Genomic DNA, 26,027 nt, shown 5'->3' with positions numbered 1-26,027 from the left:
GAATTATGTTGAATATTTCCTCACATAGCAAGTTGAACGAAACGGTGGACCTGACCGGATATAAAGCCGGTAAAAAGGTTTTCCACAAAAGACATTACAAGCAATTCAACCGTTTTTTGGCGGTGTTTTCCATCATTATGTTCATTGTCCTGTTTTTACCTTGGACCCAGAACATCTCCGGCAAGGGGTACTTGACCACCTTGACACCGGACCAAAGGCCACAGACCATTCAATCCCCAATTCCGGGCCGGATTGAAAAATGGTATGTTCGGGAAGGTGATTTCGTGGAAAAAGGGGATACCATCCTTTATATTTCCGAAGTAAAGAGCGAATACTTTGATCCCAATTTGGTAGAGCGTACCGGACAACAGATCAAGGCCAAGTCCATGTCGGTTACCTCGTATCAAGAGAAAGTAAAAGCCCTTGGAACCCAGATTACTGCACTTAATCAAGAAAGAGGTTTAAAATTGGAACAGGCCAAAAACAAATTGATTCAATCCAAGTTGAAGGTGAAGAGTGATAGCATTGATTTGGAAGCCGCCAAGACCAATATTGCCATTGCACAAAGGCAGTATGATCGGGTGGTGCAACTACAGGAAGAAGGCCTAAAAGCCATTACAGATGTGGAAGAAAAACGTCTAAAACTTCAAGAAACCCAGGCCAAACTCATCAGCCAGGAAAACAAGTTGCTCACCAGTAAAAATGATGTGATCAATGCCCAAGTAGAAATCAATCGGGTGCAAGCGGAATATACGGACAAGATATCCAAGGCCCAGAGTGATCTGTATACGGCCCAGTCCAACCAATTTGATTCGGAGGCGCAGGTGACCAAGTTGGAAAACGAGTACACCAATTACGAGATGCGGAACAGCCTGCTCTACATTCGTGCGCCGCAAAGTGGGTACATCAATAAGGCTATCCAATCCGGAATCGGAGAAACTTTTAAAGAAGGTGCACAATTGGTGGGTATCATGCCGGCCAATTACGACATTGCTGTGGAAACGTATGTGGATCCCATTGACCTTCCCTTGGTGCATGTGGGGGAAAAGGTCCGTATCCAGTTTGATGGTTGGCCATCCATCGTGTTCAGCGGTTGGCCCAATGTTTCCTATGGTACCTTCGGAGGTAAAATAGTGGCGATTGAAACCTTCATCAGCCCGAATGGCAAATATCGGGTGCTTTTGGCCCCGGATGAAGAAGAGGCGCCATGGCCAAAAGATATTCGGGTTGGATCAGGAGCCAGTACCATGGCCCTTTTGGAAGATGTTCCGATCTGGTTCGAACTGTGGAGACAGCTTAACGGTTTCCCGCCTAACTATTATCAACCCCAAAATACCAGTGCAGATGCTACCAAGAAATAGGGCTATCGGCTTGTTCCTTGTTGCTTTTTTGTGGGTCACTCAAGGTAGCGCCCAGCAAGATTCGTTGGTGTTGGGTTTCAAGGAATATTTGGGCTATGTGAAAAAATACCATCCTGTGGCCAAGCAGGCGCAGTTGAACATCGCTATGGGACAGGCCAATTTGATGAAAGCCAGAGGTGGTTTCGACCCAAAAATAGAGGTGGATTATGAACGAAAGGAATTTAAGGGCACCGAGTATTGGGACCGATTGAACACCACGTTCAAAATTCCTACATGGTTCGGAATCGAACTCAAAGGCAATTTTCAGCAGAACGAAGGATATTATCTGAATCCGGATGAAACCTTGCCCGAAGACGGTCTCTACAGTGCAGGGGTTTCCATGTCATTGGCACAGGGATTTTGGATCAATGAACGGATGGCCACGCTTCGCAAAGCCAAATTTTTTAGGGAGCAATCCAAGGCGGAGCAGGACCTTCAAGTGAACGAGGTGCTATATAAAGCTTCGGTTGCCTATTTTGATTGGGTACAGGCCCATAAAGATGCCAAAGTATATCAGGATTTTTTGGAGAATGCGGAGATCAGGTTCAACGGTATCCGGGAAAGTGCCCTGGCAGGGGACAAGGCCATGATCGATACGGTTGAGGCAAAGATCGCGGTACGAAATCGAGCTCTCGGATTTGAGCAGGCCAAAGTGAACCTGATGAAAAAGTCATTGGAGCTGTCCAATTTTTTGTGGATCGAGGATGTTCCAGTGGAATTGCAGGAAGGGGTACGACCCGATGAAGATATGGCATTTGATGTAGACACTACTTTGGAAATTGAGGGAGTGCCCTTGGATAGTTTCAATCTGGAAAACCATCCAAAATTAATGTCGTTGGAATACAAAATTGAAGGCTTGCAGGTTGACAAACGATTGAAAACCAATAAACTGTTGCCTAAACTTGATGTGGAATACAATTTCATCACCGAAACCCCGGAACTGATGAATTCCTTCGTCACGGAAAATTACAAGGGAGGACTGTCCTTTCAATTGCCCTTGTTTTTAAGGAAGGAAAGAGGAGATCTAAAATTGGCCAAGTTCAAATTGAAGGATGCCGTTTTTGAAAGGGACAACGCTGAGGTGGAGATCCAAAATAAGGTTACTGCCATTTACAGGGAATTGGATTCTTATGTGACCCAGAACCAATTGATCGATGCTATTGTAAAAGATTATGCCACTTTGTTGGCTGCGGAGGAAAGGAAATTCAGTTTTGGTGAAAGCTCCCTTTTCTTGATCAATACCCGTGAAGGTAAATTGATTGATGCCTTTTTAAAGCAAAACGAGATGGAAAACAAGTTCTTTAAAACGAAGGCCACCTTGTTCAAAAGCTTGGCCATCAACCCAAAAGCATTATAATTTTTTCACTTTGTAAGGATTGCGATTGATTGGCAACCAATGACAAAAGTCAGCAAATGGGCTTAGGGCCCGAGCTACTTTTGACAAAAATTTTTTTATGGAGGTTTTGCAAGAAGAAAAATTGGATTTTGTTAAGGAAGGAATAGCAAAAGGAATGGATTGCCCTCAGTATCGGGAATTGGTCCATGACTTTGCGTTGAATGGAAAAACAACCGGTGAGGAACAGTCCGAATCCCGAATCAATTTTACCCAACTCAACGACCGTCGGATGACCCGATGGGACAAAACCTTTAAACTCCCTGGGGAAGCCATTGATAAACTTTCCAAGTTACAACAGGATTTGACGTTTCTAGTCATCACTGAAAGTTGGTGTGGTGATGCGGCTGCTAGTTTGCCGGTAGTGAATAAGATTGCAGAATCTAACCCAAAAATATCCCTGAAAGTGGTTTTGAGGGACGAACATCCCAATCTTATGGATGCTTTTTTAACCCACGGTTCCAAATCCATTCCAAAGGTGATTGTTCTGGACAACCACAACCAAACCATTGTTGGGGAATGGGGACCAAGACCACAGGGAGCCGCCCAAATGGTGGAAGACTGCAAAAAAGAACACGGAAAATTGACAGATGCCTGCAAGCAGGAACTTCAAGTATGGTATAACAAGGATAAAGGCGAAGAAATTCTATCGGAAATCCTGCAGTTACTTGCTCTGGAATAGGTAGGTAATGGTGCCGATCTGCTCACTTTTGGTACTCGGACTAAATCGGGCCCGAAGGGCATATTCAATAGCTTTGTCAACCAAACAACCATTACTGGTACCGGAACTTTTATCATTAAAGTCGGCTTCGGTCACATAGCCATTGCCATCCACTTTAATGTTGATGACCACCTTGCCGCCTTCAATACAGGTATAAATGGGTGGTGGCAGTTCGTAGGAATTACGATCGATCAAAGAAAAGGAAATGGAAGTACGTCTGTCCTTGAGGTAATTGGTGAATTCTTCTTTTTGGGCATCACGTTCCCCCAATTTTTGTTTTTTCTCGTCCCGCTGGGCCTTTAATTGCTGCAATTGCTCATTGAACGCAGCGTCTCCTCCTGGTTCTCCTGTTTCACTGCTCATGGCTCTTTCCTCCATCAGCTCTTCCAAGGTTTTGAGAGGTTCGGGGCTGCCAATGGTAGGCTTTGCAGTCTCGTTATAGGCCATGTGGCTTTTTATAGGATCACTGTTGGCGGCCAATTCCTCCAATTTCTGCTCCTCTTGCTTAATGAGCTCCTCGATATCTTCATCGGCCAAACTCATCTCAATAACATACTCATCCTCCTGCATGCCCCCTAAGTGGATGCTGAATAGCAACAAAACCACTATGGACATGGAGAAGAAGGTGATTAGGAGCGATAATTGGCTTCTGTTCAGGTTCATGGTCTATCTATAACCGCTTTTTTCGAAAAATATTTTATCCAAAACATCCTTGCCTTTTGTTGACAAGCATCTTTTTTACCCCAATTCTTCTTTGAAAACCAAGGGGGTGGTAGCTTTATTTACGTTATAATCCCCTATTTTGGTTCTCCGAAGTGCCGATAAATAGGCCCCGGAATCCAAAACTTTGCCAAAATCATGCGCCAAGGACCTGATATAGGTACCCTTACTGCAAACCACCCTAAAATCGACTTCTGGCAGATCAATTCTGGTGATTTCGAATTCCAAAATTTCGATTTTTCTTGGTTGCACTTCCACTTGCTCTCCCTTTCTAGCGAACTCATACAATCGTTTTCCATCTTTTTTTAAGGCGGAAAATACTGGTGGTAACTGTTCTATTTCACCCAAAAAATGTTGGGTTGCATTTTGAATGGATGCTTCAGTGATATGTTCCATTGGAAAAGTTTGGTCCACTTCGGTTTCCATATCATAGGAAGGAGTTGTGGCACCAAGGGTGAAGGTTCCGGTGTATTCCTTGACCTGTCCTTGTAATTCGGGAATTTTTTTGGTGAATTTACCGGTACAAATAATCAAAAGCCCAGTGGCCAATGGATCTAAGGTGCCCGCATGGCCAATTTTCAACTTTTTAAGGTTGAATTTTTTCCGGATGGCCCATTTTAGGGCATTCACGGCTTGGAACGAAGTCCATTCCAAAGGTTTGTCGATCAAAATGATCTGACCGGTTAAAAAATCTTCTTCGGTTTTCAAAGGCTTTGGGGTTTGGGCAAAGATAAAAATCTATCCCCAGATACTCCAAGCAAGGGCGATCAAGCCAACAATCAAACAATAGATGGCAAAATAGGTCAGTTTGCTTTGGCGTACCAGTTTGATCATCCAGGTACAGGCAGCAAGGCCGGCGATGAAGGCTGCAACAAATCCAGCGCCCATGGCAACAGCTTGGTCCCCATGAAAATTGATATCACCACCCATCAAATCCTTGGCTACTTTTCCTAGGATCAGAGGAACAACCATCAAGAACGAAAAACGTGCTGATTTTCCTTTGTCCACACCTAAAAGTACTGCCGCGGAAATAGTGGCCCCACTTCGGGAAATTCCTGGTAAAATGGCGACGGCCTGGGCCATTCCAATAACGAAAGCACTTCGGAACGAAACCCCTTTATCCGTGGTTTTGGCCAAATCGGCCAGATATAGCAAAAAGGCAGTGATCACTAACATGATGCCCACGATCACGATGGCACCATCAAAGAATACTTCGATAAAATCGTTCAAAAAGAGTCCGACCAAAGCAGCCGGAATCATGGAGATGATGATTTTAAGGGAAAACTGAGTTTCTTCATTCCACTTGAATTGAAAAAGGCCCTTAAAAATTCCAAGAATATCTTTTCTGAATACCACAATCGTGCTCAAAGCGGTGGCAAAGTGAAGGATCACGGTAAACAACAAACTTTCCTCAGGCATGGCATGGGCTCCCAAAATCGCTTTTCCCAATTCCAAATGCCCACTGGAGGATACGGGTAAAAATTCGGTCAATCCTTGAATGATCCCAAGGATGATAGCATCGATCAATTCCAAATTATTCCTTGTTTTTGTTAGGGTTCAACAAAATGGCATATATCTGAATGCCCAAACCGATAAGGACCAATGTCGGTGCCAATCGAATCCTTCTAAAACTGTAGATATCCGGATTGAATACGTTGGGATCGTCACTCCCGCCTCCGGCCATCAAAATAAAGCCCAAGGCGATAAACGCAATTCCGATAAAAAGGAAAAGGTAGTTTTTCTTCTGAAAAAGGAACTCCCTATTGGTTTTTTGATCGTTGTTGTTTTTCTTACTCATGCCACAAATTTAATCAAAACTTTCCCAGGTTTACGCCGTCCTATATCTAAAAGCGCAGCGTTCCAGAGTCTTGTGTCTAATAGTACAAATCGTCCGTCCTCAAGTTAAGGAAGCGTTGGGTGGCAAAATGGGTGCTCGCCCATGAAATGATCACTCCCAAACCAAATACCCCCACAAACAAAAAGATGAGGGCCACATATTCGTTGAACAGGTTCAGCTCGGGAAAATTCTTGTTGATGTAATAGATCAAAATGCCCAAAGCGATCAAAGCTACCACGGCACCTACCATTCCCAACTTAATGTTCGTCCAAATAAACGGTCGTCTAATGAAGGTTTTGGTGGCGCCAACCATTTGCATGGTCTTGATAATGAATCGTTTGGAGTAAATGGACAATCGAATGGAGCTGTTAATGAGCAAAACTGCAATAACCGTGAAAATGGCACTGGCTACCAAGATCCAGAGACTGATTTTTCGGGCGTTGTCATTTAGTAGCTCGATCAAGGGCTTGTCATAACTCACTTCTTCCACATAGGTTTTGGAGGCCAGGTCACCTGCAATCTGTTCAATCTGTTCAGGAGAAACAAAATCGGCCTTCAAATGCACATCGATGGAATTTTGAAGCGGGTTATACCCCAAAAACTCCACAAAATTTTCCCCAATATCCTCGCTATATTGCTCCGCGGCATCTTCCTTGGAAATATATTCGGCAGACTTGGTGTATTCGGCCAAGGCCAGACTTTTTTGCAATTGATCAATTTCCACGGGTTTTGCATTGTCCTTCAGGAAGACCGAAATGGTGATCTGCTCCTTAAAATGGTCCGCCAACTTTTTGGTGTTCAATACCAAAAGTCCGAGTACACCCAACAGGAAAAGGACCAAGGCAATACTCAAAACCACGGAAAAATAAGAGGAGATCAGTTTTCTTCGCTGATATCTTTCAATATATTGGCTCATATAGTGGAATCAGTACGTAAAAATAGAAAAGTAAATTGTATTTAGGGGATTAAACCTATTTTTGCAACTCGAAAAGAGATACAGTTTATTGTCATTTCGAGTCCTGATGTATCAGGGCGAGAAATCTCTTCCAATATGTTTGAGACATCTCGACCAGAGTTTACCCTGAGCGCAGTCGAAGGGCTCGATGTGACAAATTACCATAAAGAAGTATGATGAACTACAATTTCCGTGAAATTGAAGCCAAGTGGCAGAAGTATTGGGCAGAGCATGAAACCTTTAAGGCTTCCAATCATTCCGATAAACCCAAATTTTATGCGTTGTCCATGTTCCCCTATCCTTCGGGGGCGGGATTGCACGTGGGTCACCCGCTGGGCTACATTGCCACGGATATTTATTCGCGCTACAAAAGACACAAAGGGTTCAACGTATTGCATCCCATGGGGTATGATTCCTTCGGTTTGCCGGCAGAACAGTACGCCATCCAAACCGGCCAGCATCCGGCTATTACTACCGAAAACAACATCAAAAGATATCGGGAGCAGTTAGATCAATTGGGTTTCTCTTTCGATTGGAGTCGAGAAGTGCGTACTTCCAACCCTGCGTATTACAAATGGACACAGTGGATTTTCATCCAATTGTTTAATTCGTGGTACAATAAAACATCCGATAAAGCGGAAAACATTGAAACCTTGGTTTCCATATTTGAAAAAGAAGGGAATGCCAATGTGCAAGCTGCTTGTGATGACGATACTCCAACTTTTTCTGCTTCGGATTGGAACCATTTTTCAGCAAAGGAAAAGCAAGAAATCCTTTTGAAATATAGGTTGACCTATTTGGCGGATACCGAGGTGAACTGGTGTCCGGCCTTGGGGACTGTTTTGGCCAATGATGAGATTGTAAATGGCGTTTCGGAACGAGGGGGACACCCGGTGATTCGTAAAAAAATGACGCAGTGGAGCATGCGTATTACCGCTTATGCCCAGCGTTTGTTGGATGGTTTGGACAAGATTGATTGGCCACAACCCTTGAAGGATTCCCAAACCAACTGGATCGGTCGTTCTGAAGGAGCATCAGTAACTTTTAATGTATTGGACGCTGAGCGTAGTCGAAGCGACGAAGGTGTCATTTCGAGCGCAGTCGAGAAGTCTCAAAAAGATGTGATTTCTGGTGATGGTGTCACTTCGAGCGCAGTCGAGAAGTCTCAAAAAGATGTGATTTCGACTCCGCTCAATCACCCCTATCAGATAGAAGTCTTTACCACCCGCCCCGATACCATTTTTGGGGTGAGCTTTATGACTTTGGCCCCGGAACATGAGTTGGTGGCCAAGATTACTACCCCAGAACAAAAAGCTGAGGTGGAAGCCTACGTGGAGGCCACCGCAAAACGTTCTGAACGGGACCGTATGGCCGATGTAAAAACGGTGTCGGGTGCTTTTACCGGAGCTTATGCCGAGCATCCGTTCACTAAAGAGCCTATTCCGATCTGGATCGGCGACTACGTGTTGGCCAGCTATGGAACAGGTGCCGTGATGGCCGTTCCGTGCGGAGATCAACGCGATTATGATTTTGCGAAACATTACAACATAGACATCCCCAATATTTTTGAGGGTGTGGATATTTCCGAAGAGGCTTTTGCCGACAAGGCCGCGACCATTATCGCCAATTCCGACTTTTTGAATGGACTTTCCTATAAGGAAGCCACCAAAAAGGCCATCGCAGAACTGGAAAAAATAGGTCAGGGTAAGGGCAAGGTGAATTATCGCCTTCGGGATGCGGTGTTCAGCCGTCAACGGTATTGGGGGGAACCTTTCCCTGTGTATTATGTGGACGGGATGCCGCAGATGATCGCTTTGGAACACTTGCCATTGGAACTACCCAAAGTGGAAAAATACCTTCCCACCGAAACGGGCGAACCACCCTTGGGCAATGCCACCCATTGGGCTTGGAACACGGAACAATGTACAGTGGTCAATAATCAATTAATTGATTATAAAACTGTTTTTCCATTGGAATTGAACACTATGCCGGGTTGGGCAGGAAGCTCCCAATACTTTAATAGGTACATGGATCCCCGAAACAACGAGGCCATTTTCTCCAAGGAAGCCATTGACTATTGGCAAGATGTGGATCTCTACATTGGAGGTAGCGAGCACGCCACGGGCCACTTGTTGTATTCCCGTTTTTGGCAAAAGTTTATGTTCGATATGGGCTATGTGTCCAAGGACGAGTATGCTAAAAAGTTGATCAACCAAGGGATGATAACCGGAACGAGTGCTTTTGTTTATAGGGTTAGAGTGACTTTTTTGTCGGTAAGATTTAATGAGGCTGGAAGAATCTCAGAACAAGATAATTCTTTCGAGGAAGTAGTTTTGGTTTCCAAAGGAAGAGTGGAGGAACATGAAAGAACAAAAGATTTTTCATTTTTAGGTAAGAGACTTGCTGCATATATAGAGGGAGAATTTAATGAGCTCAGACAAGATCAAGAAATAGACGATTATGAATGTTCAATTGACTTTAATCCCATTCGTGTTAAAGTAAAATACGTTAATGCATCTGATGAATTAGATATTGACAGTTTGAAAAAGGATGATGAATTTGGCAACGAATATTCAAATGCCATATTTATTGGAGAGAATGGTGAAGAAATTTATAGTTCAAATGATATCTATAAGGTTGGCAGAGAAGTCGAAAAAATGTCCAAGTCAAAACTGAATGTCGTCAACCCTGATGCCATTTGTGAGGAGTATGGAGCGGATTCCCTTCGGTTGTACGAAATGTTCTTGGGTCCTTTGGAGCAATCCAAGCCTTGGAACACTGCTGGGATTACTGGCGTATCTTCCTTTTTGAAGAAACTATGGAAGCTGTACACGCCCTTTTTCGATACGGACGCTGAGCGTAGTCGAAGCGTCACCGAAGCGGAGCCCACCGCCGATAACCTAAAAACATTGCACAAGACCATCAAGAAGGTACAAGAAGACATCGAGCACTTTTCGTTCAACACCTCAGTATCCAACTTTATGATCTGCGTGAACGAACTCACTGCCCAAAAATGTACCAGCAAATCCATTTTGGAGCCGTTGGCCATTCTGGTATCGCCCTACGCGCCACATATTGCCGAAGAACTTTGGGAGCGATTGGGCCATACGGAGTCCATTGCGGAAGCTCCATTCCCTACGTTTGAAGCAAAATATTTGGTGGAGAGCCGCAAGGAGTATCCGATTCAATTTAATGGTAAAGTGAGGTTCAAGTTGGAATTGCCAACGGATATGGACAGCAAGGCCATTGAAGCAGCGGTGTTGGCCCATGAAAAAACCCAAGAACAATTGCAGGGAAGGGCACCTAAAAAAGTGATTGTGGTTCCCGGAAAGATTGTCAATATAGTAGGATAGGTTTAAAAGCAACACGTGTTGTTCCGTCATTCCGAGCTTGGTTCGGAATCTCATCCGTATTCATAAATAGTTCAATGAGAACCTGAAACAGGTTTAGGTAGACGAAAATTTAGTTTCATTATAAAATAGGGGCAATCAATAAGAATCTTATAACAATAGCACAGAAAAGCATGCCGATCGGTATGCTTTTTTATTTTTAAATATATATACCCCTAAAAAAAATAGGGGTCAACTCAAATAAAAATATATTTATAATCACAACCCCATTAAAAAATAGGGTATAAATGTTAAAAAGCATGTTTTTTGACCAGTAACCCCTGTTTTTTATCGATTTTTTCTGTTTCAGTCTATTTTTTTTGCTCACCTTTGACGCAGAAACATCAAAAAACATTAAAAATGATAGTCGGGGTACCAAAAGAAATCAAGAACAATGAAAACCGAGTGGGTATGACACCTGCTGGGGTTTTTGAATTGGTAAAGAACAACCACACCGTTTATGTACAGTCTGGAGCTGGTGAGGGAAGCGGTTTTTTCAACCAGGACTATCAGCGTGCAGGGGCCACAATTTTGGATACCATCGGTCAGGTGTATGCCATGAGCGATATGATCGTGAAGGTAAAGGAGCCTATCGCACAAGAATACCATTTGATCAAAAAGGGACAGATTATTTTCACCTATTTTCATTTTGCATCCAGCGAGGCATTGACCAAGGCCATGATCAATAGCAAGGCCATTTGTATTGCATACGAAACGGTGGAGGATGAGGATGGCTCGTTGCCACTTTTGACCCCAATGTCCGAAGTAGCCGGAAGGATGGCCATTCAACAAGGTGCCAAATATCTGGAAAAGCCCGTAAAAGGGAGGGGTGTACTTTTGGGAGGTGTTCCCGGAGTGGCGCCAGGCCGGGTTTTGGTGCTAGGGGCCGGTACCGTGGGGATTCAGGCTGCAAAAATGGCAGCAGGGCTCGGGGCGCAGGTAACCATCATGGATGTGAACATGAAAAGACTCCGAATGGTGAATGACATAATGCCCAGCCATGTCATCACCGAATTTTCCAATGAGTTCAATATCAGAAAACATATACAGACCCACGACCTAATTATCGGTGGCGTTCTTTTGAAAGGGGCCAAGGCCCCCAACTTGATCACACGGGACATGCTCAAGGACATGCGTCCCGGAACGGTAATCGTGGATGTTGCCGTGGATCAAGGAGGATGCGTGGAAACCACCAAACCCACAACCCATGAGGATCCCATTTATATTGTAGACGATGTGGTCCATTACTGTGTAGCCAATATGCCAGGGGCAGTGCCTTATACTTCTACTGTTGCCTTGACGAATGTAACACTGCCCTATGTGCTAAAATTGGCTAATCTTGGATGGCGTAGTGCCTGCAAAATGGATAAATCCCTGTCCATGGGACTCAATATTGTGGAGGGAGAAGTGGTCTATAAAGAAATTGCGGAAGCTTTCCATTTGGAAGAACCGGTATTCGCATAACTTACATTTTGTCAGTATAACCACCCCGTCATGAATTGGCGGGGTTTTTGCATTATAGTAGTATATTTACTAAAAGCAAAAAATAGAAAGTTATGATGATGTACTATATATTGATTGGTGCAATAGCCCTGGTCAGCTGGTTGGTAAGCAACCAATTGAAGAGTAAGTTCAAAAAATATTCCCAGGTGCATTTGCGCAACGGAATGAGCGGTGCCGAAATTGCCGAGAAAATGTTGAGCGACCATGGTATTCGTGATGTAAAGGTGATTTCCACTCCTGGAATGTTGACGGACCACTATAATCCCAAAAACAAAACGGTAAACTTGAGTGAAGGCGTGTACAGTCAACGTAATGCAGCAGCAGCAGCCGTTGCCGCCCACGAGTGTGGTCACGCGGTGCAACATGCACAAGCTTATGAATGGTTGACCATGCGTTCCAAATTGGTGCCGGTGGTTAGCGTAACCTCTGGAATGTCTACCTGGATCGTGTTTGGGGGTATTGCCCTAATGGCAGCTACCGGTGTTACTGGTGGAATCGGTTTTACCATTGCCGTGATCGGGTTGATCCTAATGGGCTTTGCCACCTTGTTCAGTTTTATCACATTACCCGTGGAGTATGATGCCAGTAAAAGGGCATTGGTGTGGCTGAAACAGAAGCACATGGTGAGTCAAGAAGAATATGCCGGGGCTGATGATGCCTTAAAATGGGCGGCAAGAACCTATTTGGTTGCAGCTGTAGGTGCTTTGGCTTCTTTGCTCTACTGGGGACTTCAGGTTTTTGGAGGCAGCAGGGATTAAGAAAAAAAGAGCAATAAAAAAGGGGCCATTTGGCCCCTTTTGTTTTTTATGCTTTTGGATCATTTATTCAATCCATTTGGCAACTTGGTTATCGATCATTTGAAGACCTACACCTTCGGTGCCGGTTATGGCGATCATGTCCAAAATGTCGCGGATAGTGTTTTCTTCCTCAACCTGTTCCATTACAAACCAATCCAAGAAACGCTCGGTAGCGATATCTCCTAAATCTCTGGCTTTTTTCACAATATTGTGGATGGATTTGGTCACCTTCACCTCATGTTCCAAAGTATTTTCGAACACATCCACAATGGAGGCATAATCATGGTTGATGTTGGTAATCTCGGGAGAAATGGGACTTCCACCGGTGTCTACCAAAAAATTAAAGATTTTCATCATATGTTCCCGTTCTTCTTCAGCTTGTTTGAAGAAAAACTTGGCACTGGTAAAAAACCCATTTTGCTCGCACCATGATGCCATGGCCAAATAGGTGGCAGAGGCATGGGCTTCCATCTTGATCTGGGCATTGAGCATATCCATAGATTCTACCTTTATGCTCATGCTTTGTCTTGCAATATCTTTCATATAAATAGGCTTTTAAGTAATTGTAATCCTAAAATTACAAATTTTCACCCGTTTTAATAGGAAGGCACCCCCAATTTTAAGGTAATTTATGATAGGTCAAAATAAGAAAATAACTAAGCGGCGATAGTTTCTTTTTCTGCAGAAAGCCCCAAAGCTACAAAGCCATGTTCCACTAAGTTTTTAAGGTCAATGATTTCCAAAGTGTTCAGTATGAACAAGTGTTCCTTGTTGCAAAGCATTAAAACTTCGAACCCATGTTTGTTGAGGTCGCTATCAAAATGAGTTTCTATGGAAATGGAAAGAACCTTGTGACGAAGCGATAAAAGCTGGCATAGGGACATGCGAACGGTCTTTTGCCCAAGATCAAGGTAAAAGGCACGCTCATTGGCAGCCTGATGAAGGGAATAATATTTGGACCGATAGATTTCAACCATGGGCCAAATGTAATCTTTATTTAGATTGAATCAAAATATCAAATCTGAATTTGTCGATCAATTTGCTGGTCCAAAGAAATAAAGGTCTCGGTACGGGATACTCCTTCAATCTGTTGGATTTTTTTGTTAAGGACCTGCATGAGGTGTTCATTATCGCGGCACAAAACCTTTATCAAGATGGACCAGTTTCCCGTGGTGTAATGGCATTCCAACACTTCGGGGATCTTTTCCAATTCTTTTACTGCCCTGGGGTTGGACATGGCCTTATCCAAAAAAATACCGATATACGCCATGGTGGTATAGCCCAAAATCCTGGGGTTGATGACAAACTTGGATCCTGCCAAAAGTCCGGAACTTTCCAATTTGCGAAGTCTTTGGTGAATGGCGGCACCTGAAATGCCAATGTTGCGGGCAATTTCCAATATGGGTTTACGGGCGTCTTCCATCAGGTATCTTAGAATCTTCTTGTCGATGCCGTCAATTTTCAAAGAATTGTTATTGTTTTTCACCAGTCATATTTTAATATGAAGGTAAAGGTAGCCAAATTCTATAAAAACCTAACCGGCAACAGAATCAGGATTGTACCCCAAGTAGGGTACTTGGTATTCCTTGAAGCGGATTCCGTATGTTTTCAATTCGGATAAAATAGGGGCATACACTTCTTTCCGAATGGGAATTTGCACCCCTGGGGTGCAAATTTTTCCGTTCAGGATTTGAAGGGTGGCCATCGCTACAGGAAGTCCAACGGTTTTGGACATGGCGGTATAGGTACGGTTCTCACCAATGACCACCATGTTGGCATCGATCTGTTTTTTTTCACCGTTCAGTTCGTAGCCAAACTTATGGTACATTACGATCATATCCTTTTCGTCTTCTTGAAGGGTCCAGCTTTGTTCCAAGATATACTGGAGCATTTGTGCCGGGGTAGCATTTTTCAAAGGTATTTTCCGCTTGTGATCAAAAAGATTCAGTTCTAATAATTTGCCCCACATGATATCGTCCTGATCTATTTTGAGGTAATGTCGCAGTTTCAATTCCACGGAATCGGTGGGCGAATAGGGTAGAAAAAGATTCACATACTCGCGGAAGGACATGCCTTCCGAATTTTCAATAACGTAGCTGTCATCCGTCATTCCCAAGATCACGAACATCTGCCAAGCCTTGGAAAATCCAACTCTACGGATGGTTCCCCGATACAGCGTTAACACATTTTGAAGTCCATAAGCCTCTCGATAATCCAAGGAATCCCTGTTGGCATAGGCTTCAAAAGTACCATACCCTTCAATATCTAGAAATTCGGTCCTTCTAAACAGTTTTTGATAGGGAATGTATTTGTAGGTACCCTCTTGAATAAACTTTGCGGCCCCTCCCTGTCCCGCCAAAACCACATTGCGGGGATTCCAAGTGAATTTGTAATGCCAAAGGTTGGTGTCGCTTGCAGGGGCCACCAATCCCCCGGTGAACGATTCAAACAACAGCATTTTGCCTCCAGCTTCTGTAATGCGGTCAATGATTTCCATAGCACTCATGTGGTCAATGCCGGGATCAAGACCTATTTCGTTCATGAACACCAGTCCATTTTTCTTTACCTGCTCATCCAAAGCCTTTAGTTCTTTACTGATATAGGAGGCGGTGATCAGGTGTTTTTTATAGTGAAGGCAATCTTCGGCAACTTTTATATGAAGACTAGCTGGCAACATGGAAACCACTATGGATGCACTTTCCACAGCTTTTTTTCGGGCCTCATCGTTAAAAATGTCCAAAGCGAACACAGTACAGTTGGGGTGATCGGCAAATTCCGAAGGAATATGTTCTGGCTTCAGATCACCAATAAGTATCTGAAGGTTTTCTTCATTGGATTTTTTTAAAAGATAATCCAAAAGATAGGAGGTTGATTTACCTGCTCCAATAACCAAAATAGTTCGGACCATAGGTTTTCAGTAATTTTGTAATTGTAAGATACTAAGGTATCAAAATGTTATATTTCTAAAAATATTACTACTTAAAGTTATGAACAGAACAATTTTGGCTACAGGGGTTTTTATGGGTCTTTTGGCCATCATACTAGGTGCTTTTGGTGCCCATGGATTGCAGAAATTGGTAGATGCGGATTCCGTTGAAACCTTTGAAACCGGAGTACGCTACCAAATGTACCAGGCATTGTTCCTCCTCTTTTTAGGGCTCTATAATGGACTTGCCGACCCACATAAAAAACGGGTCTACGTATTGGTGCTAATCGGGGTGATCTTGTTTTCGTTTTCTATTTATCTGTTGGCGTTGAACAGTTTAACTGCTTTTGACTTTAAAAGTATCGGTTTTTTAACACCTTTGGGAGGTGTATTCATAATCCTGGGCTGGATTTTTTTGGGATACTACATTTTGACCAAAAAACCATCCAATTGAGCCCAAAATCGGTTACGAAAACGTTATAATTTTCTAGCTTTGTAACAATTTTAAATCTAAAACATGAAGGATTCTGCCCAAGTTTCGAAAACGATTTCGTTAAAGTCTTATGGAATACAACATGACAACATCAATTACCAACTTTCCCCTGATGAACTCCATGATGTTACCTTGGAAAAAGGTATGGGTAAAGAAGCTTCTTCTGGTGCTTTGGCGGTTGATACCGGTGAATTTACTGGCAGGTCGCCCCTTGATCGCTTTATTGTAAAAGACTCCGTAACGGAGGATAAGGTTTGGTGGGGAAACATCAATATTCCTTTTGATAGTGACAAGTTTGATAAACTCTATGACAAGGTCATCAATTACTTGGACACCAAGGAACTTTATGTCCGTGATTCCTATGCTTGTGCCGATGCAGACTATCAAATGAATATTCGGGTGATCAATGAGTACCCATGGTCCAATATGTTCGCCTACAATATGTTCCTTAGACCTACGGATGAAGAACTTGAAAATTTTACCCCGGAATGGACGGTTGTCAATGCACCGGGCTTTAAGGCTGATGCTACCGTGGATGGAACCCGCCAGCACAATTTTGCCATTCTGAATTTCACCAAAAAAATTGCTTTGATCGGGGGTACCGGATATACTGGAGAAATTAAAAAAGGTATTTTCTCGGCCCTTAATTTTATTTTGCCAGTTTACAAAAACACCTTGCCCATGCACTGTTCCGCAAACGTGGGGCATGATGGGGATACGGCCATTTTCTTCGGGCTATCGGGAACAGGAAAGACCACCTTGTCTACCGACCCAAACCGAAAGCTGATCGGGGATGATGAACATGGATGGACACCGGATAACACCGTTTTCAATTTTGAAGGGGGATGCTATGCCAAGGTCATCGATCTATGTAAAGAGAACGAACCTGAAATTTATGGAGCCATCAAAAAAGGCGCTATCCTGGAAAATGTGATCATGGACGGAAACGGTGTGGTCGATTTTTCAAATACTTCCATCACCCAAAATACAAGGGTTAGTTATCCTATAGACCATATTGAAAATATTCAGGTACCTTCCATAGGCAAAAATGTAAAGAATATCTTTTTCCTTACTGCGGATGCCTTTGGAGTGTTGCCTCCTATTTCCAAATTGACCCCGGCACAAGCGGCTTACCATTTTATCTCGGGCTATACGGCAAAAGTGGCCGGCACCGAGGCGGGAGTAGTGGAGCCCCAACCTTCTTTTTCGGCCTGTTTTGGCGCACCGTTCATGCCTCTGCATCCTACCAAATATGCTGAAATGTTGAGCAAAAAAATGATTGAATCAGGGGTTGATGTTTGGTTGGTGAACACGGGATGGACAGGAGGTCCTTATGGGGTTGGTACACGAATGAAACTGAAATACACCCGTGCTATGATCAGCGCTGCACTAAGCGGTGAATTAGGATTATATAGTTACGACAAGTACCATATCCATTCCGTATTTGGAGTGGCTCAACCAAGGGAATGCCCCGGTGTTCCCAAAGAGGTGTTGAGTCCCAGGACCACATGGAACAACGATGAGGCCTATTACACTACGGCCTTTAAACTGACCAATGCCTTCAGGGAGAACTTTAAAAAATTCGAGGCCTTTGCCAGTGAGGAAATTAGACGAGGCGGCCCACAACGATATGCCTTTTAACAAGACGCCCCCGCATTGCGGGGGCGTTCATTTTTTTTACAGTATTTTTTTTTTACTTGTTCACACTGGTGATGTACTTCTGCAGGGCCATCGTCATGGAGGGTGTCTCCGGAGTTGGCGCCTGAATGTCGATCCTAAGTCCCGCTTCTGTTGCTGCTTTTACAGTACTGTTGCCAAAAACGGCAATACGCGTATTGTTCTGTTCAAAATTCGGGAAATTCTTCAAAAGGGATTCGATCCCGGAAGGACTGAAGAACACCAGGATGTCATAGTAAACATCTCTAAGGTCGGACAGGTCACTGATCACTGTCTTGTAGAAAATACCTCGTTTCCAATCTACGCCAAGCTCGTTCAAAGCTTCGGGTACAGAAGGTTTCAATTGATCGGAGGATGGTAGCAGGAATTTTTCGTCCTTGTATTTTTTCATCAACGGAATCAATTCATTGAAAGTCCTTTTGCCTACATAGATCTTTCGTTTTCTATACACTACATACTTTTGCAGGTAGTAGGCCACGGCCTCTGACTGGCAAAAATATTTCATGGTGTCCGGAACCTTAAAGCGCATTTCCTCGGCAATCCTGAAAAAATGATCAACAGAGTTTCTGCTGGTCAGGATGATCGCCGTAAAATTCTTCAAATCAATTTTTTGCTGCCTAACATTTTTGGCTTCAACCCCCTCCACATGAATGAATGGCCTAAAATCCACTTTAATTTTTTCCTTTTCGATCAATCTGGAATAGGGGGAATTTTCGACTTTGGGTTCTGGTTGGGAAACCAAAATTGTTTTTACTTTCATAAGTTTTTAAACTTTTAGATAGCTTCCAATTAACACCAAGGGCGCAATTTCGAGTGCGCAAAGGTACAAAATAAAATACACAAAATACGGAAACATGGCTTTTTGATAGTTCTTCAACAGCTTGATAGTACCAATGCCATTTATTATGATTATTAAGGCAATTGCACCATATATGATTGTTTTTGAGTCGATTAAAACGTATATCAGTAAAATGTTTGCCAAGGCTATTACCAAACTGCTGTAGTTGAGGTATGAAGTTTTGCTGAAAATGATGCTGAGGATAAATTCTTGGTTATTGAACACAAATCCCGTAAAGGCCTGAAGGATCAATTTGGTCAATTCGAAAAGGGCCAGTCCGCCCAAAATGACAAAAAATGCCATTATCGGATCAAGTACCGTTATCATTTTAAAGACATCCAATACTAGGTAAATGAAAAGGGATAGATTTAGCAATTGGAAGAGGGACATTAAAATATGGAACCAGTTCAACAAAGGTCCTTTTCTACTGTTCAGCAAAACATATTTATCATTAAAAGGTAGAATGATGAAATTCAGGAACTTGGCATTATTTATATATTTTCCAATAGCCAACAATACCAAACCGGAGAACAGCACCAAAGTCATCCAATCCAGTGAAGTAATGCTTTTTTCTATTGGGTTCATTCCTGAATTTTTGTAGGTTGTCCGTTCAAACCTGGCGGCAATCCGTTTTCCGAAATACCTATCCTAAAGTACACCGGATTTTCCATTTTGGTCAAGGGGAGCTCAAAAGAATAATACAGGGTATCCTTTGTTTTAAGAAATGGCCCTTGTAATCCTTCGGGGTTTACTTTTAAAGGCAACATTTGTTGTACTTGCTTGTAGGCATTGGAATAGGAAATGGTATATTTCAATTGTTCCAAAGGAATATCGAAAGGATAGGGATTATAAACTTTAAGGTCATAACCAATAGCCGATTCCCGTTTGTCAACGATGCATTTTAGGCTTCGGTACGACTGAAAATCGTTAATGTAAATACCATGGAACACCGTGCTGTCCAAATGCATATAGGTAATATCGCCTGATTTACGATATTGGGTCACATACAGAACTTTTTTGCCCCTTACCTTTTCTTCGGATCCATCAATGGAATACTGATTTTTCCGGTACATATAGTTGTTCAAGGAAATGGCTGGAATACTAGAATAAAACTGGTACATGGGGGCACGACGGTACGAATTTTCAAAAACTACGGGAACATCACCTGTTTTGTCATGCAATGTGTTTACCCATTGCTTGTTACCATGGGTTTCATACAGAACGGGAAATAAAGGTTGATACACCATCCATACTCGGGCATAGAGTAAAAGTATCATGCTTACCCACCCAATCCGGTACATCCATTTTCTGCTTTTGGCATTATCCAATAAGCGATTGAAAGCAATGATGATCAAAGGAATGGTGATGGCAATGGCCCACTGCGCCTGAACCCTTCTATTAAAACTTGAAATGAAGAAAAAAATCAAAATTCCATAGATCAAATAGATCAATGCTTTTGAAAATTGATCTTTGGGCCTAAACTTGAACAAGGCGCCATAGACCCAAAAGAACAAGAGTCCGATGATGACAATCAGATTCAGAAAATACCCCAAAGTGAACCCATCGAAGGAATATTCTTGATTGGGTCGTTCATACAAATGAAAGGTGATGGAGACAAAATCGTTTTGGTAAAGCCACACAAAATGGGGGATGTAGCAAACCAATGCCAAAATGACCGCTAACCACGCTTTCTTGTTGAAAATCAGTTTAATATTGGAAAGAAACACAAATAAAATGACCAAGACAGCATGGTATTTACTGTACATCAAGGCAGCCATCACAAGTCCCAATAACAAGGTTGTCAATAGGGATGGATCCTTTAAAAAACGTTTGTACAACCACAAGAACAAAGCGGTAAAAAATAACAAGGGTGTATCGGGTAAGGTCAGGAATCCATAGGCATTCATCAAGGTAAAGGAAAACACCAACAAAAAGAAATGTATCACATAATCCCTTTTCTTTGGATTATCGATAAGGTCCCACAAAAGCGCATAAGTACCTGCTGAAAGCACACAACTCATAAACCTGACCCCAAGTTCGCCATCAAACAAAAGGCTGCTGAGTTTGATCAAGAACGCCACCATGGGTGGATGGTCAAAATACCCCCAGGCCAGATTTTGGGCATAGTACCAATAATAGGCTTCATCATAAATGAGCTCCGTAACCGAAGCCTGAATGAGGTTCAGCACAAAAAGGATGGCCAACAGAATAAGAAAAAGCTTGGGAAACTTTTGAGACATCGACAGGGTTTTTAAGGCCCAAAGTTACAAATAATGACCAAGTTGAAACCGATCATTGGCAGTTGGGTTAGCGAAGGAAAATAGAAAAGCGTATTTTTGGCAATCTAATCCAATAGGAATGGCGGACGGCCTGGTGATCATACCCACTTTCAATGAAATTGAGAATATTGAAGCCATTGTAAAAACGGTTTTCGATCTCAAGAAGGATTTTCATGTACTAGTTGTGGACGATAATTCCCCAGATGGTACGGCAGCCGCTGTCAGGGAGCTTCAAGAACAATTTCCCAACAGCCTTTTTTTGGAGGTTCGCAAGGAAAAGTCGGGGTTGGGCACTGCCTATATCCATGGATTTAAATGGGCCCTGGCACATGGTTACGAGTACATCTTTGAAATGGATGCCGATTTTTCACACCGTCCTGCAGACCTTTCACGCTTGCACAGGGCTTGTGTAAATGGTGCCGATGTAGCCGTTGGTTCCCGTTACAAAAAGGGGGTAAATGTGGTGAACTGGCCTTTGGCCAGGATTCTTCTTTCTTACGGTGCTTCCTTTTATGTGAAGTTCATAACCGGTATGAAAGTGCACGATCCCACTGCTGGATTTGTCTGTTATAGAAGGAAGGTTTTGGAAACCATCAACCTGGACAATGTAAGGTTCATTGGGTATGCCTTCCAAATTGAGATGAAGTACAGATGCTATCTCAAGAAATTCAAGATAGAAGAGGTTTCCATTATCTTTACGGATAGGGTCAATGGAAAATCAAAAATGAACGGAGCCATCATCCGTGAAGCCATTTTTGGCGTGATTGCCATGAAATTCAGGAGCATTTTCTTTAAAAAGAACTTTTAGCCATGTCAAAAATACTGTTGAAAAATGCCAAGGTCGTTAATGAGAACAGCATTTTTGAAACCGATGTTTTACTGGAAGGGGAAATCATTTCCCGAATGGATAGGGACATAACCGATTCCCAAGCAAAAGTCATTGATTTGAATGGCGACCTTTTGTTGCCCGGTGTCATAGATGACCAAGTACATTTTAGGGAACCGGGCCTAACACATAAAGGCACTATTGCTTCGGAAAGTCGTGCAGCCATTGCAGGAGGGATAACAACTTACATGGAACAGCCCAATACCAATCCGCAGACGACCACCATTGAAAAGTTGGAGGAAAAAATGGCCATTGCCGCCAAGGATTCCTTTGCCAATTATTCCTTTCTTTTTGGGGGCACCAATGACAATTTGGAAGAATTGAAACGGTTGGACAAGAATGCCTGTTCCGGAGTAAAATTGTTTTTGGGGTCTTCCACAGGGAACATGTTGGTGGATAATGAAGAAGTCCTTGAAAAAATCTTCAGCAATACCGAAATGGTCATTTCTGCACATTGTGAGGACGAGGGCACCATTCGCGCCAATATGGAAAAATACAAGGGTATTTACGGGAATAACATCCCTGTTGAACTACATCCCATCATCCGAAGTGCAGAAGCCTGTTACCTATCCTCATCCAAAGCGATTGCCTTAGCAAAAAAGACTGGGGCAAGGTTACACGTTTTCCATGTTTCTACAGGAATTGAAACGGACCTTTTTACGAATGCGATTCCTTTGGAAGAAAAGAAAATTACATCAGAAGTTTGTATCCACCATCTTTGGTTTTCAGACGACGATTATGCCGAAAAAGGTACCTTGATCAAGTGGAACCCGGCGGTGAAGACCAAAACGGACAGGGCAAAACTTTGGGAAGCCTTACTGGACGACCGAATTGATGTGGTAGCCACAGACCATGCCCCGCACACCCTTGAAGAAAAGGACAATCCCTACACTACGGCACCATCCGGTGGGCCATTGGTACAGCATGCCCTTTTGGCCATGCTACAAAAAGAATCCGAAGGAATGATTTCCTTGGAAAAAATGGTGGAAAAAATGTGTCACAACCCTGCCAAGTTGTTCGATATTGATAGGCGTGGTTATGTAAGGGAAGGGTATTTTGCGGATTTGGTCCAAGTAAATCGAAATTGCCAAAACGAGGTTAAAAAAGCCAATATTTTGTATAAATGTGGTTGGTCACCGTTTGAAGGTGTTACTTTTGAGTCCAAGGTCGTTCGTACATTTGTGAATGGACTTTTGGCCTATGATGATGGTGTTTTTGCTGCTCAAAAGAATGCAAAGAGACTCATTTTTAACCGCTAGGGAATGAAAAGGATAATAGCTTCTTTTTTGGTAATTTTCATGGTTACTGCTTGTGCCGAAAAGGTGATTGAAGCACCTGAAAATCTTATTCCCAAAGATAAAATGGCCGATATTCTTCATGATCTGGCCGTTTTGAATGCTACCAAATCTACCGCCGAAAATAAGTTTAAGGATTCCGGTATCGATATTATGCAGTTTTTATATGACAAATATGGAATAGACAGTGTCCAATTTTCCGAAAGCGACCTCTATTATGCCTCTATTCCTTTGGAATACCAGACTCTTTACGAAACTGTAAAGAAGAAATTGGACGATCAGGCCAAAATCATGGAAGATACTGCTAAAGCCAAGAACGAAAGTGTCAGGAAAGCAAATGAAGCTAGAAAAGATTCCATTGAGGCCATAAAGGATTCCATGAAGGTCAAACAGGAAAAAAAGAAGCCGGTACTGGTTAATCCCTAAACTTGGAACAACAAAAACCAAGGGTGGCTTCCAAGTCTCCGTATTTAAATCCCAAGGCGTCCTTCAATTTGGAATTATCATAAATTTCTTGATGATAAAGTCCTTTGGCCGTTGCCTTGGATAACCTTCGTCTTTTACCGAAAAGAGTACTGCGGAGCCAATCCAATCTCCAGAACACTTCAAGGGATAAGTAAGAAAGCTTTTTGGTAGGTGGTGCCACGCCAAGTTTTGGGGCAATTTTTTGGAACAATTGTTCATAGGTCCAATTTTGGTCCACCAAAATGAACCGCTCGGATCGGATAGCGGATTCCATTACGGTTACCATGGCCTTTACTACATCATCCACAGTAACAAACCCTGTTCCACTTGGTATGAAATGTTTTTTGCCCTTTGCGGCATAGGTAAAAAAAGAACCACTCCCCGATTTCCAAAAGCCGGGTCCAATGACTACCCCTGGATTTACGATGACCACGGACAACCCTTCTTGTGAACCGCGCCAAACTTCGAGCTCGGCATTGTACTTTGTAAGTCCATAAACAGATGCGTTGGTTTCGTTCCAATCATTTTCTTCATTGGCCACTTTTCCTTTTACACTGGGTCCGATGGCGGCAATGGAGCTCACATAACAGAGTTTTTGAATGCCAAATTTCAAACAAAGGTTCACAATGTTTGCTGTTCCCTCAACGTTGATTTTTTCCAGCTTTTTAAAATCCTTGGGATCAAAGGAAATCAGCGCGGCACAATGGTAGACCAGGTCAATGCCCTCAAATGCCTGTGTCAACTCGCCAATATCGGTAATGTCGCCTTCAACCCATTCAATTTTATCCATCAATGGGGTAGGCTGGTCAGCATAATAACCAAAAACCTTGGCGACTTTTTGTAATGAATCCTTGGTACGGTAAATCGACCTTACCTGCTGTCCACTGTTCACCAAGTGGTAAAGTAGATGGGAACCGATCAATCCAGTGCCTCCTGTAACCAAAATCATAACGTAAAAGTACCTATTTGTGCCGTAATTATGGAGTCAAGTGCCAAGTTCATTTTATATTTGCAACCATTCAAAAAAACAACCATGTTGAAGAATTTTGTCCAAGAACTACAATGGAGGGGAATGATCCACGATGTCATGCCCGGAGCCGAGGAACACCTAATGGAAGAAATGCGCGCCGCTTACGTGGGCATTGATCCTACTGCAGACTCCTTGCACATTGGACATTTGGTAGGTGTAATGATGTTGAAACATTTTCAATTGGCGGGACATAAACCATATGCTTTGGTAGGTGGCGCCACTGGAATGATCGGAGATCCCTCTGGTAAATCCGCTGAACGTAATCTTTTGGATGAAAAAACCTTAAGGCATAACCAAGAAGCCCTAAAAGGACAATTGAGCCGGTTTTTGGATTTTGAAAGCGACGAACCGAATGCTGCCGTTTTGGTGAACAACTACGATTGGATGAAGAATTTTTCCTTTCTGGAATTCATCCGTGATGTAGGGAAACATATTACGGTGAACTATATGATGGCCAAGGATTCCGTGAAAAAGAGACTTTCTGCGGATGCGAAGGAAGGAATGTCCTTTACCGAATTTACCTATCAATTGGTTCAGGGGTACGACTTTTTGTACCTGTTCCAAAAGCATGACTGTACCCTTCAAATGGGAGGGAGCGACCAATGGGGGAACATTACCACGGGGACGGAACTTATCAGAAGAATTGGCGGTGGCAAGGGATTTGCCCTTACATGTCCTTTGATTACTAAGGCTGACGGTACCAAATTCGGAAAAACCGAAGGAGGCAATGTGTGGTTGGATGCTGAACGTACTTCACCCTATAAATTCTACCAGTACTGGTTGAACACTTCCGATGAAGATGCCGAAAAACACATCAAGATCTTTACCTTCTTGACCCAGACCGAAATAGTGGATTTGGTGGCCGCCCATAAAGAAGCGCCACATGAAAGGGCGCTTCAAAGGAAATTGGCCGAAGAGGTGACTACCATGGTACACTCCAAGGAAGACTTGGAAAATGCTATTAAGGCGAGTGATATCCTTTTTGGGAAATCTACCTCCCAAGATCTAAAAGGGTTAAACGAGAAAACCTTTTTGGATGTTTTTGAAGGTGTTCCCCAAGCTCAGGTTTCTCGGGAAGAACTTGTTCCCGGATTGGATATGATCGGTGCGTTGGCCGCCAAGACCAACTTTTTGGGATCCAATGGCGAGGCTAGGAGGGAACTGAAGCAAAATTCCATTTCTGTGAACAAGGAGAAAGTTGGGGAAGAGTATCTGATTACCGAAGCGGATTTGATCAACAACAAATTTGTATTGCTTCAACGGGGTAAGAAGAATTATTTTGTGCTGGTGGTAGAATAAACATTTGACGGGTTTTTTAAAAGTTTTGAAAAAGCGTCATTCTGAATTTATTTCAGAATCTCATGCAGTTTAATTTCTTACAGATGAGAACCTGAAACAAGTTCAGGTTGACGAAAATCACTTT

General features: G+C 42.9%; 25 protein-coding genes. 12 read left to right on the top strand and 13 right to left on the bottom strand.

The features are described from left to right. The first annotated feature begins 5 nt into the window (after positions 1-5). The 3 genes from LKX84_RS06555 to LKX84_RS06545 all read left to right on the top strand — a co-directional run bounded on the left by LKX84_RS06555 (position 6) and on the right by LKX84_RS06545 (position 3,475). Positions 6-1,361, top strand: coding sequence for an HlyD family secretion protein (locus LKX84_RS06555; protein WP_228236337.1), 1,356 nt, complete (start codon positions 6-8; stop codon positions 1,359-1,361). Further along, complete coding sequence (locus LKX84_RS06550; protein ID WP_228236336.1) at positions 1,345-2,757, top strand: TolC family protein; 1,413 nt, start codon at positions 1,345-1,347, stop codon at positions 2,755-2,757. Before LKX84_RS06555 ends, LKX84_RS06550 begins: the two co-directional genes overlap by 17 nt. Before the next feature lie 97 nt (positions 2,758-2,854). Beyond that, complete coding sequence (locus LKX84_RS06545; RefSeq protein WP_228236335.1) at positions 2,855-3,475, top strand: thioredoxin family protein; 621 nt, start codon at positions 2,855-2,857, stop codon at positions 3,473-3,475. Here the strand turns inward: LKX84_RS06545 and LKX84_RS06540 are convergent. The 5 genes from LKX84_RS06540 to LKX84_RS06520 all read right to left on the bottom strand — a co-directional run bounded on the left by LKX84_RS06540 (position 3,458) and on the right by LKX84_RS06520 (position 6,987). Continuing rightward, positions 3,458-4,177: a hypothetical protein gene (locus LKX84_RS06540; RefSeq protein ID WP_228236334.1), complete on the bottom strand. Its 720-nt coding sequence runs from the start codon at positions 4,175-4,177 to the stop codon at positions 3,458-3,460. The genes LKX84_RS06545 and LKX84_RS06540 overlap by 18 nt on opposite strands. A 75-nt stretch (positions 4,178-4,252) precedes the next feature. Next, positions 4,253-4,942, bottom strand: a complete 690-nt coding sequence (gene truB / locus LKX84_RS06535) for a tRNA pseudouridine(55) synthase TruB (protein WP_228236333.1) — start codon at positions 4,940-4,942, stop codon at positions 4,253-4,255. A gap of 30 nt (positions 4,943-4,972) precedes the next feature. Beyond that, positions 4,973-5,767: an undecaprenyl-diphosphate phosphatase gene (locus LKX84_RS06530; protein WP_228236332.1), complete on the bottom strand. Its 795-nt coding sequence runs from the start codon at positions 5,765-5,767 to the stop codon at positions 4,973-4,975. Between the two features lies 1 nt (position 5,768). Continuing rightward, positions 5,769-6,032 carry a DUF3098 domain-containing protein gene (locus LKX84_RS06525; protein WP_228236331.1) on the bottom strand — a complete coding sequence of 88 codons (264 nt, stop codon included), beginning with the start codon at positions 6,030-6,032 and terminating at the stop codon, positions 5,769-5,771. A gap of 76 nt (positions 6,033-6,108) precedes the next feature. Then, positions 6,109-6,987, bottom strand: coding sequence for a cell division protein FtsX (locus LKX84_RS06520; protein ID WP_228236330.1), 879 nt, complete (start codon positions 6,985-6,987; stop codon positions 6,109-6,111). Positions 6,988-7,202: 215 nt separating this feature from the next. Here LKX84_RS06520 and LKX84_RS06515 point away from each other — a divergent pair, with 215 nt between their 5' ends. From LKX84_RS06515 to LKX84_RS06505, 3 genes are all read left to right on the top strand, one after another. Further along, on the top strand, positions 7,203-10,379 hold the full coding sequence (locus LKX84_RS06515) for a leucine--tRNA ligase (RefSeq protein ID WP_228236813.1): 3,177 nt from the start codon (positions 7,203-7,205) through the stop codon (positions 10,377-10,379). A 396-nt stretch (positions 10,380-10,775) separates the two neighbouring features. Further along, positions 10,776-11,879 carry an alanine dehydrogenase gene (ald, locus tag LKX84_RS06510; protein ID WP_228236329.1) on the top strand — a complete coding sequence of 368 codons (1,104 nt, stop codon included), beginning with the start codon at positions 10,776-10,778 and terminating at the stop codon, positions 11,877-11,879. A 92-nt stretch (positions 11,880-11,971) separates the two neighbouring features. Beyond that, positions 11,972-12,676, top strand: a complete 705-nt coding sequence (locus LKX84_RS06505) for a zinc metallopeptidase (RefSeq protein WP_228236328.1) — start codon at positions 11,972-11,974, stop codon at positions 12,674-12,676. A gap of 63 nt (positions 12,677-12,739) precedes the next feature. Here the strand turns inward: LKX84_RS06505 and LKX84_RS06500 are convergent, their stop codons facing one another. The 4 genes from LKX84_RS06500 to LKX84_RS06485 form a co-directional block, all read right to left on the bottom strand. Then, entirely contained in the window at positions 12,740-13,258 is a 519-nt protein-coding gene (locus LKX84_RS06500) for a ferritin (RefSeq protein ID WP_228236327.1), read from the bottom strand. A gap of 113 nt (positions 13,259-13,371) precedes the next feature. After that, positions 13,372-13,692, bottom strand: a complete 321-nt coding sequence (locus LKX84_RS06495) for a hypothetical protein (protein ID WP_228236326.1) — start codon at positions 13,690-13,692, stop codon at positions 13,372-13,374. A gap of 38 nt (positions 13,693-13,730) precedes the next feature. Then, positions 13,731-14,201, bottom strand: a complete 471-nt coding sequence (locus tag LKX84_RS06490) for an Lrp/AsnC ligand binding domain-containing protein (protein WP_228236325.1) — start codon at positions 14,199-14,201, stop codon at positions 13,731-13,733. Between the two features lie 48 nt (positions 14,202-14,249). Next, the gene (locus tag LKX84_RS06485; RefSeq protein ID WP_228236324.1) at positions 14,250-15,623 is read right to left on the bottom strand and encodes a saccharopine dehydrogenase family protein; all 1,374 of its coding nucleotides are present in this window, start codon (positions 15,621-15,623) and stop codon (positions 14,250-14,252) included. 79 nt (positions 15,624-15,702) lie between these two features. Between LKX84_RS06485 and LKX84_RS06480 the strand changes: the two genes are divergently transcribed. Further along, the gene (locus LKX84_RS06480) at positions 15,703-16,095 is read left to right on the top strand and encodes a DUF423 domain-containing protein (RefSeq protein WP_228236323.1); all 393 of its coding nucleotides are present in this window, start codon (positions 15,703-15,705) and stop codon (positions 16,093-16,095) included. Between the two features lie 63 nt (positions 16,096-16,158). Continuing rightward, positions 16,159-17,775 carry a phosphoenolpyruvate carboxykinase (ATP) gene (gene pckA, locus LKX84_RS06475; RefSeq protein WP_228236322.1) on the top strand — a complete coding sequence of 539 codons (1,617 nt, stop codon included), beginning with the start codon at positions 16,159-16,161 and terminating at the stop codon, positions 17,773-17,775. A 52-nt stretch (positions 17,776-17,827) separates the two neighbouring features. Here the strand turns inward: pckA and LKX84_RS06470 are convergent, their stop codons facing one another. The 3 genes from LKX84_RS06470 to LKX84_RS06460 are packed head-to-tail and all read right to left on the bottom strand — an operon-like array spanning position 17,828 to position 20,889. Beyond that, positions 17,828-18,571, bottom strand: coding sequence for a uroporphyrinogen-III synthase (locus LKX84_RS06470; protein WP_228236321.1), 744 nt, complete (start codon positions 18,569-18,571; stop codon positions 17,828-17,830). 6 nt (positions 18,572-18,577) lie between these two features. Further along, positions 18,578-19,234, bottom strand: coding sequence for a DUF4271 domain-containing protein (locus tag LKX84_RS06465; RefSeq protein WP_228236320.1), 657 nt, complete (start codon positions 19,232-19,234; stop codon positions 18,578-18,580). After that, positions 19,231-20,889 carry a glycosyltransferase family 39 protein gene (locus tag LKX84_RS06460; protein ID WP_228236319.1) on the bottom strand — a complete coding sequence of 553 codons (1,659 nt, stop codon included), beginning with the start codon at positions 20,887-20,889 and terminating at the stop codon, positions 19,231-19,233. Before LKX84_RS06460 ends, LKX84_RS06465 begins: the two co-directional genes overlap by 4 nt. A gap of 118 nt (positions 20,890-21,007) precedes the next feature. Here LKX84_RS06460 and LKX84_RS06455 point away from each other — a divergent pair, with 118 nt between their 5' ends. The 3 genes from LKX84_RS06455 to LKX84_RS06445 are packed head-to-tail and all read left to right on the top strand — an operon-like array spanning position 21,008 to position 23,535. Continuing rightward, complete coding sequence (locus LKX84_RS06455) at positions 21,008-21,736, top strand: polyprenol monophosphomannose synthase (protein WP_228236318.1); 729 nt, start codon at positions 21,008-21,010, stop codon at positions 21,734-21,736. Between the two features lie 2 nt (positions 21,737-21,738). Next, on the top strand, positions 21,739-23,073 hold the full coding sequence (locus LKX84_RS06450; protein WP_228236317.1) for a dihydroorotase: 1,335 nt from the start codon (positions 21,739-21,741) through the stop codon (positions 23,071-23,073). Positions 23,074-23,076: 3 nt separating this feature from the next. After that, positions 23,077-23,535 carry a DUF4296 domain-containing protein gene (locus tag LKX84_RS06445; RefSeq protein WP_228236316.1) on the top strand — a complete coding sequence of 153 codons (459 nt, stop codon included), beginning with the start codon at positions 23,077-23,079 and terminating at the stop codon, positions 23,533-23,535. Here LKX84_RS06445 and LKX84_RS06440 read toward each other — a convergent pair. Beyond that, positions 23,525-24,523, bottom strand: a complete 999-nt coding sequence (locus tag LKX84_RS06440; RefSeq protein ID WP_228236315.1) for an SDR family NAD(P)-dependent oxidoreductase — start codon at positions 24,521-24,523, stop codon at positions 23,525-23,527. The two genes, LKX84_RS06445 and LKX84_RS06440, sit on opposite strands and share 11 nt — an antisense overlap. Before the next feature lie 84 nt (positions 24,524-24,607). On the opposite strand from LKX84_RS06440, the gene tyrS reads away from it, so the two are divergent. Continuing rightward, on the top strand, positions 24,608-25,903 hold the full coding sequence (gene tyrS / locus LKX84_RS06435) for a tyrosine--tRNA ligase (protein ID WP_228236314.1): 1,296 nt from the start codon (positions 24,608-24,610) through the stop codon (positions 25,901-25,903). Positions 25,904-26,027 lie beyond the last annotated feature (124 nt).

The organism is Allomuricauda sp. M10 (assembly GCF_020782875.1).
In the GTDB taxonomy this organism is placed as follows: Bacteria; Bacteroidota; Bacteroidia; order Flavobacteriales; family Flavobacteriaceae; genus Flagellimonas.
The sequence above is the reverse complement of the archived record's forward strand: the minus strand, read 5'-3'. Positions and strand labels throughout refer to the sequence as shown.

Bases quoted from the DNA above. Each gene is read 5' to 3' on its own strand.
- LKX84_RS06555 (WP_228236337.1), top strand. From the start codon at position 6: ATGTTGAATATTTCCTCACATAGCAAGTTGAACGAAACGGTGGACCTG.
- LKX84_RS06455 (WP_228236318.1), top strand. From the start codon at position 21,008: ATGGCGGACGGCCTGGTGATCATACCCACTTTCAATGAAATTGAGAAT.
- pckA (WP_228236322.1), top strand. From the start codon at position 16,159: ATGAAGGATTCTGCCCAAGTTTCGAAAACGATTTCGTTAAAGTCTTAT.
- LKX84_RS06520 (WP_228236330.1), bottom strand. From the start codon at position 6,987: ATGAGCCAATATATTGAAAGATATCAGCGAAGAAAACTGATCTCCTCT.
- LKX84_RS06495 (WP_228236326.1), bottom strand. From the start codon at position 13,692: ATGGTTGAAATCTATCGGTCCAAATATTATTCCCTTCATCAGGCTGCC.
- LKX84_RS06515 (WP_228236813.1), top strand. From the start codon at position 7,203: ATGAACTACAATTTCCGTGAAATTGAAGCCAAGTGGCAGAAGTATTGG.
- LKX84_RS06540 (WP_228236334.1), bottom strand. From the start codon at position 4,177: ATGAACCTGAACAGAAGCCAATTATCGCTCCTAATCACCTTCTTCTCC.
- LKX84_RS06505 (WP_228236328.1), top strand. From the start codon at position 11,972: ATGATGATGTACTATATATTGATTGGTGCAATAGCCCTGGTCAGCTGG.
- ald (WP_228236329.1), top strand. From the start codon at position 10,776: ATGATAGTCGGGGTACCAAAAGAAATCAAGAACAATGAAAACCGAGTG.
- LKX84_RS06480 (WP_228236323.1), top strand. From the start codon at position 15,703: ATGAACAGAACAATTTTGGCTACAGGGGTTTTTATGGGTCTTTTGGCC.
- LKX84_RS06445 (WP_228236316.1), top strand. From the start codon at position 23,077: ATGAAAAGGATAATAGCTTCTTTTTTGGTAATTTTCATGGTTACTGCT.
- LKX84_RS06470 (WP_228236321.1), bottom strand. From the start codon at position 18,571: ATGAAAGTAAAAACAATTTTGGTTTCCCAACCAGAACCCAAAGTCGAA.
- LKX84_RS06500 (WP_228236327.1), bottom strand. From the start codon at position 13,258: ATGAAAGATATTGCAAGACAAAGCATGAGCATAAAGGTAGAATCTATG.
- LKX84_RS06550 (WP_228236336.1), top strand. From the start codon at position 1,345: ATGCTACCAAGAAATAGGGCTATCGGCTTGTTCCTTGTTGCTTTTTTG.
- LKX84_RS06440 (WP_228236315.1), bottom strand. From the start codon at position 24,523: ATGATTTTGGTTACAGGAGGCACTGGATTGATCGGTTCCCATCTACTT.
- tyrS (WP_228236314.1), top strand. From the start codon at position 24,608: ATGTTGAAGAATTTTGTCCAAGAACTACAATGGAGGGGAATGATCCAC.
- LKX84_RS06465 (WP_228236320.1), bottom strand. From the start codon at position 19,234: ATGAACCCAATAGAAAAAAGCATTACTTCACTGGATTGGATGACTTTG.
- LKX84_RS06460 (WP_228236319.1), bottom strand. From the start codon at position 20,889: ATGTCTCAAAAGTTTCCCAAGCTTTTTCTTATTCTGTTGGCCATCCTT.
- LKX84_RS06450 (WP_228236317.1), top strand. From the start codon at position 21,739: ATGTCAAAAATACTGTTGAAAAATGCCAAGGTCGTTAATGAGAACAGC.
- LKX84_RS06525 (WP_228236331.1), bottom strand. From the start codon at position 6,032: ATGAGTAAGAAAAACAACAACGATCAAAAAACCAATAGGGAGTTCCTT.
- LKX84_RS06485 (WP_228236324.1), bottom strand. From the start codon at position 15,623: ATGGTCCGAACTATTTTGGTTATTGGAGCAGGTAAATCAACCTCCTAT.
- LKX84_RS06545 (WP_228236335.1), top strand. From the start codon at position 2,855: ATGGAGGTTTTGCAAGAAGAAAAATTGGATTTTGTTAAGGAAGGAATA.